This window comes from Kordiimonas sp. SCSIO 12603 (assembly GCF_024398035.1).
GTDB lineage: Bacteria > Pseudomonadota > Alphaproteobacteria > Sphingomonadales > Kordiimonadaceae > Kordiimonas.
Window position 1 is genome coordinate 2779219 of the sequence record NZ_CP073748.1, and the last position, 14624, is coordinate 2793842.

Sequence of the window (14624 nt, forward strand, 5' to 3'; positions counted from 1 at the left end):
ATACCCTGCTATTTAATAGAAATAAAAGTAAGGGCTTTATCACCGCGCAATGTTACAGGAACACCAGCGGTCGGCTGATAAATTTCTCCATCCAGCGTAACAGGGTCAGTCCCCTCAAAACGAATTTCATTACTGTTACGTGTATGTGTCCCTGAAATACTTTTATTCTTAAAACCACCCGTGATCAGCGCTCTGAATGCCCGGAACAGGTTCCCTGCTCCCGGTTCGATCGCTGAAAATCTCAGTCCGCCATCCCCAACGGAACCATAAGGCTTCAACCCAAGAATTAAATTATCAAGCGTTGTCGCCAGTACAGCAGCATACTGTCCTGCCATACGTGCACTTCCTGGTACGATTATCTCCATCGGATCAGAAACAAGAAGATCTTTCTGTTTACCAATTCCGAATGCAGATCCAAGAAGCTTCATAAATGCCATAACATGTGCAAGGGAATTTGGCACTCCCATAGAATAGGCATTTTCTCGCGTCCAGAAAATCCCTTTTACAACACCAGCTGTACCAAAGAATGTACCAACCTTTGGTAATTCACCATCACCCATATCAAGCTCGATAAGATGTCTGCTTGTGATCGCATCCGCAATTTTGCCTTCGCTGGCAATCCTTAGGAGCTTGCGAAGCACCTTCGAAGGCTTTCCTTTAAAACCCAAATCTGCCGCTGTCATATTAGTTTTCCCACCTGGCAAAAATGCGATAGGCGGAACGACAGAAAAATGATTCTTATAAAGAATAGCAGAAAGCACAGCACCAATTGTTCCATCGCCGCCGTTGACAATGATCATTGCAGGATTGGCTTTAGCGAATAGCGACAACGCCTCATCGATAGTATCAATACCATTCAGTTCAAAATGAACAATGTTAGCACTTTCATTGATAACCTTGCGAATTTCGCCCATTCCGTTGGCATTTGTTGTGCTGAGAGGGTTGGAAATAATCGCTACAAGCGGAACAGTGGCACCACTTTGAATATTGGTTTTATCTAACTGCATTCTATCCCGCTCCAACAGGAATTAAGCACACAAAAAAGCCAAGGTGGCATTCACCTCAGCGTTACAATTTTATTTCAACGCGCCATATATAAGCAATCAGTTTAAATTTTTCAATATTAACGACGCCTAGCCTTACGGCGCTTCTCTTTCTTTTCGTCGTCACCGCCTAAGATATACTTCAATTTGACGGTAGTTTCCGTAACCCCAGCAGGCATATCCATGATTACTTCTTCAGCGTCCGGTGCACCTAGTCCCAGTTTCGGATTATTTGAAAATCCAAAACCTTCGGAAAGAAAATCGGCTTTGCCGTTAGCATTTTTATCATGCATCACCACAAGTGCATATTTTCCTGCACTAGGTAATTGAACACACATAGCCTGTTCACCAGCATCAATTACAGGTACATCCAAGCGCACCAGTTTCTTCCCCTTAGCGAGAAAATCATCCGGGTTAGAGCTGTATATCTGCGCACGCAGATTGCCTTCCTGCGTGCGAATATTTTCTACATTTACCAGAAGCGCTGCCCCACTATCGCCTGCTGCACATGAAGAAGCTACATCTTGCGCATAAACACCTCCAGATAGGAAATGCCCACCTAGCACCAGGGAAGAAATCAAAGCTGAACATACAAATTTCATTACAGTTACTCCGCGCTTCTGTTAATGCCTATCATTTCCTGCTGGAAGGTGGCAGAATTATGTCTCATATGCGCCGAAATAAAGTGTAAGACAACAAGCTTTTGCCATGTTCATAGTGTGGAAGTATATGAATTGTCACTTGAAACTAAGCTAGAACCAGTGTAGCGCCACATATATGATTAATAGAATTGACCGATATGTATTAAAGCAAGTTGCCATGCCTCTCATCTCTACGCTGGGTATCGCGGCACTCTTGCTTATCCTTGAGAAAATGCTGAGCCTGTTTGACTTTGTGGTGAATCAGGGCGGCCCCGCCAATATTGTATTCCGAATGCTCGCAAACCTTACCCCACACTATATGGGGCTTGCGCTACCTGTTGGTCTTCTTCTCGGTGTTACAATTGCATTCCGCAAGATTTCACTTTCAAGTGAATATGACGCGATCATCTCTTCTGGCACTGGTTTACCGCGTTTAATGCGCCCTTTGATGATGCTTGCCCTTTTGCTGGCGGTCATTAACACTATTCTCGTCGGCTGGGTTCAGCCGCATAGCCGATATACATATCGAGAACTGATTTTTGATCTCCGCAGTGGTGCCCTTGGTGCCAGTATCCGCGTGGGTGAATTCATTGAAGTTGGGGATGATATTACCCTACTCGTTGAAGAAAGCCACCAACAAGGTGCTGAACTTCGCGGTATCTTTATGGAACGTAAAGACGATAGAGGGAGCATAGCCGTAACAGCTGAAAGTGGCGGCTTTTTCGCGACAGAAGATAGCAATACAATTCTTTTACGTCTGTATAACGGTCGCTTAGTGGATCTGAACGAAAGCCAGAACAAACCAAGGGTGTTGAGCTTCGAACGGCAAGATTTAAAGATCAAACTCCCTTCCCGTGAAGCCTTCCGTGAACGCGGCGGTGAAGAACTTGAAATGACCATACCTGAATTGTTTGTGGAACGAGATAATCAGGAATGGTCGCTTGATGAACGCCGCGCTTTCAATGGTAATTTTCATTGGCGCCTTATGCACAGCATTACGTTTTTCATTATCCCATTTCTTGCGGTACCGATGGGGATTACCAATAAACGAACGGGCCGTGGTACCGGTATCGTGATTGGACTATCCCTTCTCATTGTTTACAACGAGTTTATGGAAGGTATGGAAACTGCTGTGAAAGGCGGAGCATCACCCTACGCTACTATATGGTTGTTGTTTGGTTTATTTACGTTTCTCAGTTTCTTCTTCTTCCGTATCTCAGCCTTCAAGGCAGGCGGTGAGCCTCTAGCTTATATTGATACATTCTGGGCATTTATCAGTAGGCCTATCAAACGGCTCGGTAAAAAGATCATGGGAGTTAGCGAATAATGGTATGGCGCACAATCAGGCGTACTATGGTGCCGTCTCGCACTCTCGCCCGTTACATGATTAAAATGCATCTAAGCCGCTTCTTCGGTGTACTTGTTGGTCTTACTGCTGTTCTACAGTTCCTTGATCTTTTGGCAGTGTCAGATGATATAATGGCAGCTGATGGTGCCACATGGGTTTCTATTGTAAGCTATCTAAGTATGCGAACACCTCAACTTCTTAGTCAGTTTGCACCATTCGCAGCCCTAATCAGCACACTGCTTACGCTGGCAACCCTTAATCAGCACAGTGAAGTGGTTATCATGAAAGCAAGTGGGCTTTCAGCACACCGTATTCTATTACCTATGGGGCTTGCTTCTTTCATAATAGCAATCGGTCATTTCACCTTCAATGAAACGGTGGTCGTAGACGGTTCTGCGCGACTTGAATATTGGAAAGACAACGACTTTGCTGTTGATTTGCCCCCAAACAGTAACCTCACGGGTCGTGTCTGGGTTAAAGAAGATGAAAACATTATCCTTGTAGAGGCGGTAAACGCCGTAAAAGATGGAGCAGTAATGGATAAGGTTTCGGTTTTCGAACGCGACCAGAATAAAAAGATCACTGCAATGATACAGGCAGACTTTGCTCTTTACCAAAAAGGGAAATGGTCACTCCATGAAGTACGCCGCTTTGATGCTATAAGCCATGAACTTACCGTAGATACGGTAAAAGACTGGCCCATCAAAACCCGGCCCGAACGTTTTATGGCGCTTACGGCAAATCCAGATCATGTATCTTTTATCGAACTTTGGTCTTCCATGGCGAAACTAAAGAAAGAAGGTATCCCGATTGACCGTATGATGGCAAGTTTCATGCAAAAGTTTGCAGCCCCTGCCTCTACCCTCTTAATGCCGCTTCTAGCTGCTGTAGCTGCCTTTGGTGTAACTCGCGCCGGCAGCCTTGCAATACGCCTTACCGTTGGTATGGCCCTTGGGTTTAGTTTCTTCGTGGCTGACAACTTTATGCTTGCGATGGGTGAATTTGGTGTAGCTCCACCGTTCCTTGCGGCTTGGGCACCATTTTTCCTATTCTTATTGGTGGGGTACGCTGTCCTATTCCATACGGAAGAAGGAACAAAACGCCGTAGAAGCCCCTCAACCCCCGCGGAATAATACCCTGTGTCAACTGATCCTGAACATAAAAAGCGCGTAGCGGGAGGCGCTGGTTTCGCCTTTCTAGGCCGGATGGGTGCCCTTATTGAAGGGGCTTCTGTTATTGCCTTTACCTGGCTTTATGGCCCCGTAACCTTTGGCTTGTTTGCAGTTCTTTGGAGCTATGTAAAGGTCATGACAGCTATTTCAGAAGCTGCGATGACAACAACACTTCAACGATTTGTACCTAAAGCAGACAAAGATGAAGCGAACATGGTAGCGGGGCATGCCCTGAAGCTAGGTTTGCTGGTTTCTTCCCTGTTTGCAATCGCAGGCACAATTGCGGCGCCGTCTCTCACAAACTTCATCAATGCTGGTGAAGCAGATGCCGAAAGACTGACAACGGTTATCCGTATCTATGTTTGGGTTCTACCTTTTTGGACCACGGTAGAAATTGGTACAGCAGCCATTCGTGCACGCCGTACTTTTGGCCCTGAAATTAAAGTTCGTATTTTCTATGAACAAGGCCTCCGTCTGGTTTCCGCTGTTATTTTCGCCATGACAGGCCTTCTAACCTACGGTCTGTTCCTCGCGCATTTAGTAAGTGTTTTCCTAGCGGCTGTTCTAGCTTTACGCCTCGTTGCGAAAAACTATGACATGGGGGCTGTTCTTAGAGCACCCATGTTCGGCCCCTTAGCCAAAGAAATGCGGTCCTACGGTTTTAGCCTGATGCCGGCCAATCTAATCAAAAGACTGTTTGCCGAATTCCCGGTTATGTACCTCAATTTCTTATTGCCCGGTGCAGCAGGAGCGGCGGCAGGCGGTTATTATCAGGTAGCCCGGAAGGTCGCCAGCGCTGTACAGGCGATCAGGCTTACCTTCGAATATGTTATGGCGCCACTGGCCGCGGAAAAAGAAGGCACTGGGGACAGGCAAGCCCTTGAAGATATGTTTGCCTATGCCACCAGACTTTCAGTTTCGATCGCCCTTCCATTTGGTGCTGCCCTTATTCTGGCTCGCAATGATATTTTAGCAACCATGCAGCCAGAATTTGCAGCAGCGACAGCGGCTATAGCAATCCTTGTAGCTGGCCGTATATTTGAAGCTGCAACAGGCCCTTCATCTGCGATCATTGAAATGCTTGGTCATAAGCTTTTGCCAACAGTGAATTCAATTGCAGGGCTTCTTGGCATGCTTGGGATTGGTCTCTGGCTTATCCCCGAATATAAAGTAACGGGTGCAGCAATCGCCGCGGCTTCCGGCCTTAACATCACAGCAATTCTATCGTTAATCCAGTCTAGGGTGCTGTTTGGCTTATTCCCATATACAAGCGCTGCTATCCGCCCTATTCTCACATCAGCTCTGCTAGCTGGTGGTATTATGGCACTTGTGCCCTCAAGCTTCAGCTGGGCGCCTCCCATCGGTATTACGATGTCTGCAGCTGTTCTTATTACGGCGATATTACTGGTTATCCGGTACGGTCTGAATGATGCCGACGCAGAAGCTCTCGGCAAATTCGCTGTAAAAATTCGCCCCAAACCAAAAAGCTAACTTGCTTTTTAGCGAACTCGCATTATCCCTTTCATCATAGGTTTATTCAATTGAAGGATCAGATCGTGACAGGTGTTACAGTAAGACAGATTAGTGAAAAAGCTGACCTGAAGAAATTCATCAACCTGACCCGCGAAATCTATAAAGATGATCCAAACTGGATTCAGCCGCTTACCATTGAACGTATGGATGTATTGCGTGCAGATAAAAACCCATATTATGAGCATGCTCAAGTTGCCCTGTTCCTTGCGGAACGTGATGGTAAACCAGTAGCCCGTATTTCAGCTCAAATAGATGAACTTGCCCAAAAGCAGTGGGGTCCAAACTTAGGCCATTTTGGTTTCTTTGAAGCGACAGATGAAGAAGCAGCAAACGCTGTACTTCAAGCAGCCGAAGCTTGGCTTAAGGATAAAGGCATGGAACGCATGCAAGGTCCCTGGTCATTCTCTGCTAACGAAGAAGTAGGTACGCTGGTTGAAGGCTTTGATACACCGCCCTGCATTATGATGCCGCACGGTCGCCCACAATATAACGGCTGGCTTACAGATCACAGTTTTGAAAAAGCTAAAGATATGTTTGCCTACTCTATCGATCTTCGTAATCCGATGCCGGACCGCGCTATGCGCATCGTGAAGATGGCAGAAAAAAACAAACGCGTTACCATGCGCCCGATCGACATGAAAGATTTTGAAAATGAACTCGCCATTATCATGGACATTTTCAATGAAGCATGGTCTGAGAACTGGGGATACGTGAAATTCACCGATGCTGAAGCAAAACATGCAGCCGCGAACCTGAAACCGGTGGTAAAAGCATACCGCACCTATATTTGCGAATATGATGGCGAACCTGTTGCTTTCATGCTTACGATCCCAGACGTGAACCATAAACTGCGTGATCTGAATGGTAACCTGTTACCAACAGGTATTTTCAAACTGCTATACCGCATGTTTAACGGCAAGGAAGACCGCTGCCGTGTGCCGCTTATGGGTGTTCGAAAAAAGTTCCAGAAAGGCCCGCTTGGGGCTGCAATGTCTATGTGGATGATTGATGTAAGCCGTCAGCACGTAGAAAAACGTGGTGCTTACTTTGGCGAACTTGGTTGGATTCTCGAAGACAACGACGGCATGAACAGCATTCTTCTAGAAATCGGCTGTAAGGTTTACAAAACCTACCGAGTTTATGAGAAGCAGATTTAGTTCCGCTTCTCACCAAACATACGTTCCTGTGCGAGATTAGCGAATTCACATAACAGTGGTCTTGTCTCGCGCGGATCGATTACATCCTCAACCATAAAGGCTTCCGCGGTTCTGAACGGGCTGCGTACCTTATCGAGACGTTCTTTGATCGTTGCCAAATGCGCTGTCGGATCTTTTGCTTTTTCAAGCTCGGATTTATAAGCCACTTCGATACCACCTTCGAGCGGCAAGCTGCCCCAATCCCCTGATGGCCAAGCAAACCTATACTGGAAATCGGTATGGTTGTTCATAGCCGCGCCTGCAACGCCGTATGCTTTTCTGATAATCACCGTCGCCCAAGGCACCTTCGAGTTATAAATACCGTTTAGTGCATCAACGCCGTGGCGGATAGTTGCCGCCTTTTCGGCGTCAAGACCGATCATAAAGCCGGGATTATCCACCAGATGCACAACAGGTAGGCCGAAAGTGTTGGCTAGTTTTACAAAGCGCTCAATCTTGCGCGCAGCATCCGCGGACCAACTTCCGCCCATAAAGGATGGATTAGAAGCAAGTACAGCAACAGGCCAACCGTCCAGCCGCGCAAGCGCTGTGATGGCCGATTGCCCCCACATTTTGCCAATTTCAAACACACTTTCACGGTCAAAAACACTTTCGAGGATTTTACGCATGCTGTATGCAGCGCGCCTGTCTTCTGGTACTGCATCAAGGAGAGCTTCATCACGGCGTTCTACACCATCTGATGTATCACCGCGCGGCGCAGGCCTGCCTGCTGCTTGCGGCAAGTAGGAAAGAAATTTTCGAGCTGCTTCAAACGCTTCTTTCTCGCTTTCAACCACATCATCCACCGCACCGTTCCGCGCATGAATATCAGCACCGCCAAGCGCCTCTTTATCGTGCTTTTCACCGATAGCCGCCACAACCGCGGGACCAGCGGTAAACATATGGCTCATGCCGCGCACCATTACACTATAGTGGCTCGCTACAACGCGTGCAGCCCCAAGGCCTGCAACAGAACCCAGCGCCAAGGATACCACAGGCACTGTATCCAGGTTTTTCACCACATGTTCCCAGCCCGGCAGATACGGCACATATGTGAGCCCCATATCTTCAAGCATTTTCACAGAGCCACCACCACCGGTGCCGTCAATCAATCTGATAAGGGGAAGCTTCCATTCGTGCGCCATCTGTTCAGCAAGCATAGCCTTACGCCAGATTGCAGCATCAGCCGCACCGCCACGCACTGTAAAGTCATCGGCTGCAAGGACCGTATGCCTGCCTTCTACTTTTGCTTTACCAAACAGGAAATTAGCGGGCGTGAAATCTTCCAAATCACCATCCGCGCCATAATGGCCCTTGCCCGCAAGCTTACCAATTTCACGGAAACTGCCGGGGTCAGCCATAAGACGCAGGCGTTCACGTACATCAAGCTTGCCGCGTGCGTGCTGACGAGCGACCTTTTCTTCTCCGCCCATTTTTTCAGCTAATTCTTCGCGCTTACGCTTTTCAGCCAGCTCTTTTTCCCACGCCATAATAGTCCCTTAACACTTCTGGATTCTTATCTTAAGGTATGAAATAGATCAGGAAAAGATTAGTCAATAACGAGGGTTAACCAGATCCCATCAAACGCACACCTTCATCGCGCTCAAAAAGATACAGAAGGTGCCTCAGTGCATCGCTGCGTTTGCCTTTAAGCTCGGGGTCTTTATTGATAATCAAGCGCGCGTCGTCGCGGGCTAGTTCAATCAAATCGGCATGCTCGGTGAAATCCACCATTTTAAATTCTGGCAGGCCACTCTGTTTGGTACCAAGAATTTCGCCGCCGCCACGCAACTTCAAATCCTCTTCCGCGATCAAGAAACCATCTTCAGTTTCGCGCATAATCCGCAAGCGGCTGCTTGCTACTTCACCAATCTGGTTCGTGCGCAAAAGGATACAGCTTGATTTACCGCTACCACGCCCAACTCGGCCCCGAAGCTGGTGAAGCTGTGCAAGACCAAAACGCTCCGCGTGCTCAATCACCATAATTGTGGCTTCAGGCACATTCACGCCCACTTCAATTACCGTAGTGGAAACAAGCACCCTTAGCTCGCCCCGCTGGAAACGGCCCATAACCTCATCTTTTTCTGCGCCTTTCATTTTACCGTGCACAAGGCCAACACGCTCCCCAAACATCTGTTTAAGGCTTTCAAAGCGATCTTCCGCGGCAGCGAGATCAAGCTGTTCGCTTTCTTCCACAAGCGGGCACACCCAGTATGCGCGCGCACCACTTGCCACCGCGCGCTGAATACCTGCGGCCACGTCACCAATACGGTCGAGAGAGACCACACGCGTATCCACGGGCAAACGGCCTGGCGGTTTTTCTCGTATAAGCGAGGTATCCATATCACCATATGCTGTAAGCGTAAGTGTGCGCGGTATCGGGGTTGCCGTCATACCCAGCACATCAACTCCGCGTTCTGCTTTTGCAGCCAAAGCAAGGCGCTGCTGCACGCCAAACCTGTGCTGTTCATCAATAATCGCGAGCCCCAAATCCTTAAACACGACATCATCCTGAATGATAGCATGGGTGCCGATAAGGATATCAATCTCACCGTTCGCAAGCGCTTCGAGAAGTGCTTTTCTCGGTTTGCCTTTCACCCGGCCCGTAAGCAGAGCAATTTTTAGTCCCACTTTATCAGCGAACTCACTGATCGTTTCTAAGTGCTGGTTCGCGAGGATTTCTGTTGGCGCTAATATGGCAGACTGCACACCCGCTTCTGTGGCCGCGGCCATCGCAAGTAGCGCCACAACGGTTTTACCGCTGCCTACATCCCCCTGCACGAGCCGGAGCATGGCACGTTCACTTTCCAGATCATGGATAATCTCAGACAGGGCTTTTTGCTGATCCCCCGTTAGTTCATAGGGCAGCACCTCAAACAGTTTCTTACGGATACTACCGTCGCCCTTCAGCACACGGCCTCGTTTCTTGCGGGTACGTTCCCGCACAATGGCAAGCGCGAGCTGAGTAGCAAGCAGTTCATCGGCTGCCAATCGGCGCTTAAAATCACTGGATGGTTCCAGATCATCTGCGTGCTCGGGTTTATGCATACGCTCGAGCGCTGTCATAAAATCAGGCCAGTCTTCACGCTTCATAAGGCTTTCATCATGCCATTCAGGAAGTTCAGGCACACTTGCCACCGCACCCGCGATCGCTTTCCTTAACACTTTCCCTGAAACACCAGCCGTAAGCGGATAGATGGTTTCAAGAAGTGGCATATCCTCTGGGCTGCTCGGGTCCACCATATAATCAGGATGAGTGATTTGCGCTTTGCCGTTATAATGCTCCAGCTTGCCGCTGATGATCCGTTTCTCACCTTCAGGCAACTGCTTCTTCAACCAATCAGCACGAGGGTTAAAGAACACGAGTGTTAGCTCTGCCGTATCATCACTACACACTACGCGGTATGGTACCCTGCGGTTTGGCCCGGGCCGGTGTTCATGAACCGTTACCTCAAGCGTAACAAGGGAACCCGGTGCAGCTTCTGCCACTTTGGGCCGGTACTGCCTATCAACAAGGCCCGAAGGCATATGAAACAGAAGGTCAACAGTGCGCCCGCCTGCTAACCGTTCAAACGCCAGCTTGCTGCGCGGCCCAATCCCCGGCAAACGTTCAATATCCGCAAAATACTCATTTAACAGTGCAGGACGCATAAACCCTCATCAACTTCGAAGAATCCCCTTTAATGATGTGTGACCATAGCTTATGGTGTGCGCCCCGCCAATGGGTAGCTTTAAGGGCCAAGTAAAAATGACTGATCTGACATATAACCCACACAAGGAAATCAACCTTGAAGACCGCAAGCGCCGCCTTTTATTCCGGGCATGGCACCGCGGCATCAAAGAGCTTGATCTGATTTTTGGGAATTTCGTGGAAGCTAATATTAAGGGTTTCACGCTCGAAGACATCATTTGGTTCGAAAGCTTATTTGAGGAAAATGATCAGGAAATCCTTGGCTGGGTTACAAATGGTGAAAATGTGCCTGAAAAATTCGATGATGAAATGATGGCTCGCATCCAGAAGCTTGATTTTATGACATTGAAAGCCAAATAAGCACTTCCCTTTTCTTTAAGAATAATAACAAACCATGCTTTTCGATAAATTTGTCAGCGAAGATTTACCTTTAACAGCTTCTAGCGTGCCAAGCGGCTATGACGCCATGCTGCTTGCCACCGCCTGCGAGCGTGCTTTTGCAGATAGCAAACGCCCTCTCCTGCATATTGCGCGGGATGACAGCAGGCTTGCGAACCTCAAGGGCGCTGTAAAGTTCTTTGCCCCTTCTCTTGATGTTATCGATTTTCCAGCATGGGACTGTTTGCCTTATGACCGGGTAAGCCCGCAGCCTGATATTGTTTCCAAGCGTATGGCAGCTCTTTCGCGCCTTTCAGTGAAACGGCTAAAAGCGCCAAGGCTTGTTCTAACTACTGTGAATGCCATCCTTCAGCGTGTTGCTCCGATGAAGGCGGTGAAGGAAGCTACCTTCCATGCAGAACCGGGCGATACGGTTGATATGGCCGCGCTCACAGATTTTCTGGCATCAAACGGCTATAATCGTTCAAGCCAGGTGATGGAACCGGGCGAATTTGCTGTGCGCGGCGGTTTGATTGATATTTATCCGCCGGCATACAAAGAACCAATCAGGCTGGATTTCTTCGGAGACGAACTGGATACCATTCGCCGTTTTGATCCGCTTGATCAGCGCACCACGGGCAAATCAAAAATCTTGCACCTGAAGCCTGCCAGCGAATTTTCCCTATCTGAAGAAGGCATCACGCGCTTCCGCCGGAATTATGTAAATACGTTCGGCCCCGCCAAAGGTGAAGATCTGCTTTATGAAGCAATCAGTGAAGGCCGTAAGCACCAAGGCGCAGAACATTGGTTACCGTTCTTTCATGACGGTATGGAAACCTTGTTTGATTATATTGATAATCCGGTTCTATCTCTTGACCACCAAGCGGATGAAGCCGCTGGTGAACGCTTTACCGCCCTAGAAGATTATTTCGGCGCACGGAAAGAGGCGTGGGAAATCCAGCAAAGCAATAAGGATACATCCACACCGCCCTATAAGCCTGTTCCGGTTGTCAGCCTTTATCTGAGCGAGGATGAATGGAAAAGCGCACTGGAAGAACAGAACGTTCGCCGTCTTTCCCCCTTCACTGAGCCAGAAAATATTGATGTTGTAGATTATAGCGCAAAAGCAGGCCGCAATTTTGGCCCCGAACGCAACAACAAAGAAATCAACGTTTATGATGCCGTACGCGACCATGTTGTAGACCTTAGAAAAGCTGACAAGCGTGTTGTGTTCGCCTGTTATTCGGCTGGTTCCGCAGACCGTATGAAAACAGTGCTTGAAGACCACGATCTATCCCCCGTTGGCATCGCCGACACATGGGAAGATATTCGCACAGCCAATAAGGTAGGTATCGCTGTTACCGTACTACCGCTCGAAACGGGCTTTGAAACCGGCGATCTTGCCATTATTTCAGAGCAGGATGTACTGGGTGATCGCCTTGTTCGTAAATCTCGCAAGAACAAGCGTGCTGATAACTTCCTCAAAGAAGCTTCTGCCCTTAATCCCGGTGATTTGGTGGTTCACACAAGCCACGGTATTGGTAAGTTTGAGGGGCTGGAGACAGTTCAGGTTTCAGGCGCAGCGCATGATTGCCTTCTTCTAAGCTATCATGGCGGCGATAAACTTTACGTACCTGTAGAAAACATTGAAATTCTCTCTCGCTTCGGTAGTGAAGAATCTGGCGGGCAACTGGATAAGCTTGGCGGTGTAGCGTGGCAGGCCCGCAAAGCCAAAATGAAGGAACGCATCCGCTTGGCAGCCGAGCAGCTTATTAAGCTTGCTGCGCAGCGGGAAATGCGTGAAGGCCAGCGTATTCCAACACCAGAGGGAATTTACGAAGAATTCTGTTCCCGCTTCCCATATACAGAAACCGATGATCAGCTTCGTGCCATTGGTGATGTAGCCGCTGATCTAGCCTCCGGCAGACCAATGGACCGCCTTGTGTGTGGTGATGTGGGCTTCGGTAAAACAGAAGTTGCTCTCAGGGCTGCCTTCCTTGCCGTGATGGCAGGACACCAGGTGGCCGTGGTTGCACCAACCACCTTACTCGCACGCCAGCATTTTCTTAATTTCACAGAACGCTTTAAAGGCCTTCCTATCCGAATCGGTCAGCTCTCGCGCCTCGTTAGTTCAAAAAATGTCAAAGCGACCAAAGATGAAATGCGGAACGGTACGATTGATATTGTAATCGGTACACATGCCCTTCTCGCGAAAGGTGTTGAATTCCGGGACCTTGGACTTCTGATTGTTGATGAAGAACAGCATTTCGGGGTGGGCCACAAAGAAAAGCTCAAAGAGCTGAAAACCAACGTACATGTGCTAACACTTACCGCAACTCCAATACCTCGTACGCTACAAATGGCAATGTCTGGCATTCGCGATCTATCGATCATTGCCACACCACCTGTTGACCGATTGGCTGTTCGTACGTTCGTAACACCGTTTGATCAGGTCGTAATCCGAGAAGCACTTCTGAGGGAACATTACCGTGGTGGACAAAGTTTCTATGTGTGCCCGCGTATCAGCGACCTTGAAGAGATCGCACAGTTCCTTAGAGACTACGTGCCAGAGATTAAGTTCATCGTTGCCCATGGGCAAATGACACCTTCCACAATGGAGGACGTGATGACTGCCTTCTATGAAGGGCGTTACGATGTGCTTCTCAGTACTACAATCATTGAATCTGGCATTGATATTCCCACCGCCAACACAATGGTGGTGCACCGTGCTGACATGTTTGGTCTTGCACAACTTTACCAGCTGCGTGGTCGTGTGGGTCGCTCTAAAACCCGCGCTTACGCATACCTAACCACCAAAGCAGGCAGAAAGCTTACTGACAGCGCGGATAAGCGCCTTCAGGTACTTTCTACACTTGATACACTTGGCGCTGGTTTCACCATCGCGAGTCACGACATGGATATTCGCGGTGCTGGTAATTTGCTCGGGGACCAGCAATCAGGCCACGTAAAAGAAGTGGGCGTAGAGCTTTACCAGAAAATGCTTGAAGAAGCTGTTGCAGAAGCACGTGCTGGTGGCGGCGAAGAATTTGAAGACACCGAGTGGTCACCAACCATTAATCTCGGCGCAACAGTGATGATCCCGGAAAGCTATGTGCCCGACCTTACACAGCGAATGGCCCTTTACCGCCGTTTGGCTGACCTTGATAGCCGCGAGGATATAGACGCTTACTGTGCTGAACTGATTGACCGCTTCGGCCCGCTGCCAAATGAAGTGAAACAACTCGCGCATATTATGATTATCAAAGGCCATTCAAAACGTGCTGGCATTGAAAAACTTGAGGCTGGGCCAAAAGGTGTGGTGATCAGTTTCAGGGATGATAAATTCGCCAACCCTGCGGGGCTTATCCAATTCATTTCCGGCACTGGTAACACTGCGAAAGTAAGACCTGACCATAAACTGGTGTATTACAGCAAAATGGATAAGATTGGGCTGCGACTGAAAACTGTATCAGCACTTACCAAGAAGCTATCACAGATAGCTGTGGCATAATATTTCACGGAATAAGGCGCCTATGTGGCGCTTTTTCTATTTCTGAACAGATGTTCAGCAAAATGCCCCAATTTGCCCTAATCTTTCTTTATATCGTCAATTTCCGTCCCA

The 14624-nt window shown here is 48.5% G+C and carries 10 protein-coding genes; 6 read left to right on the forward strand and 4 right to left on the reverse strand.

Going from position 1 to position 14624, the window contains the following annotated elements; genetic code table 11:
- Positions 1 to 8: 8 nt before the first annotated feature.
- Both KFE96_RS12975 and KFE96_RS12980 read right to left on the reverse strand, forming a co-directional pair.
- The gene (locus KFE96_RS12975) at positions 9 to 1007 is read right to left on the reverse strand and encodes a diacylglycerol kinase family protein (RefSeq protein WP_255832980.1); all 999 of its coding nucleotides are present in this window, start codon (positions 1005 to 1007) and stop codon (positions 9 to 11) included.
- Positions 1008 to 1123: 116 nt separating this feature from the next.
- On the reverse strand, positions 1124 to 1645 hold the full coding sequence (locus KFE96_RS12980) for a DUF2141 domain-containing protein (RefSeq protein ID WP_255832981.1): 522 nt from the start codon (positions 1643 to 1645) through the stop codon (positions 1124 to 1126).
- Between the two features lie 175 nt (positions 1646 to 1820).
- Here KFE96_RS12980 and KFE96_RS12985 point away from each other — a divergent pair, with 175 nt between their 5' ends.
- From KFE96_RS12985 to KFE96_RS13000, 4 genes are all read left to right on the forward strand, one after another.
- A complete protein-coding gene (locus KFE96_RS12985; RefSeq protein ID WP_255832982.1) occupies positions 1821 to 3011 on the forward strand; it encodes an LptF/LptG family permease in 1191 nt (396 codons plus the stop codon).
- A complete protein-coding gene (gene lptG, locus KFE96_RS12990; RefSeq protein WP_255832983.1) occupies positions 3011 to 4165 on the forward strand; it encodes an LPS export ABC transporter permease LptG in 1155 nt (384 codons plus the stop codon). The genes KFE96_RS12985 and lptG overlap by 1 nt, the downstream gene beginning before the upstream one ends.
- 6 nt (positions 4166 to 4171) lie before the next feature.
- Entirely contained in the window at positions 4172 to 5695 is a 1524-nt protein-coding gene (locus KFE96_RS12995) for a lipopolysaccharide biosynthesis protein (protein ID WP_255832984.1), read from the forward strand.
- A gap of 65 nt (positions 5696 to 5760) precedes the next feature.
- Positions 5761 to 6894 (forward strand): hypothetical protein, encoded by a 1134-nt coding sequence (locus KFE96_RS13000; protein WP_255832985.1) that lies wholly within the window; start codon positions 5761 to 5763, stop codon positions 6892 to 6894.
- Here KFE96_RS13000 and KFE96_RS13005 read toward each other — a convergent pair.
- Both KFE96_RS13005 and recG read right to left on the reverse strand, forming a co-directional pair.
- Positions 6891 to 8423 carry an acyl-CoA carboxylase subunit beta gene (locus KFE96_RS13005; protein ID WP_255832986.1) on the reverse strand — a complete coding sequence of 511 codons (1533 nt, stop codon included), beginning with the start codon at positions 8421 to 8423 and terminating at the stop codon, positions 6891 to 6893. The genes KFE96_RS13000 and KFE96_RS13005 overlap by 4 nt on opposite strands.
- Before the next feature lie 76 nt (positions 8424 to 8499).
- Entirely contained in the window at positions 8500 to 10584 is a 2085-nt protein-coding gene (gene recG, locus KFE96_RS13010; RefSeq protein WP_255832987.1) for an ATP-dependent DNA helicase RecG, read from the reverse strand.
- Between the two features lie 97 nt (positions 10585 to 10681).
- Between recG and KFE96_RS13015 the strand changes: the two genes are divergently transcribed.
- A complete protein-coding gene (locus KFE96_RS13015) occupies positions 10682 to 10984 on the forward strand; it encodes a succinate dehydrogenase assembly factor 2 (protein ID WP_255832988.1) in 303 nt (100 codons plus the stop codon).
- A gap of 34 nt (positions 10985 to 11018) precedes the next feature.
- Complete coding sequence (gene mfd / locus KFE96_RS13020; RefSeq protein WP_255832989.1) at positions 11019 to 14513, forward strand: transcription-repair coupling factor; 3495 nt, start codon at positions 11019 to 11021, stop codon at positions 14511 to 14513.
- The last annotated feature ends 111 nt before the right edge of the window (positions 14514 to 14624 follow it).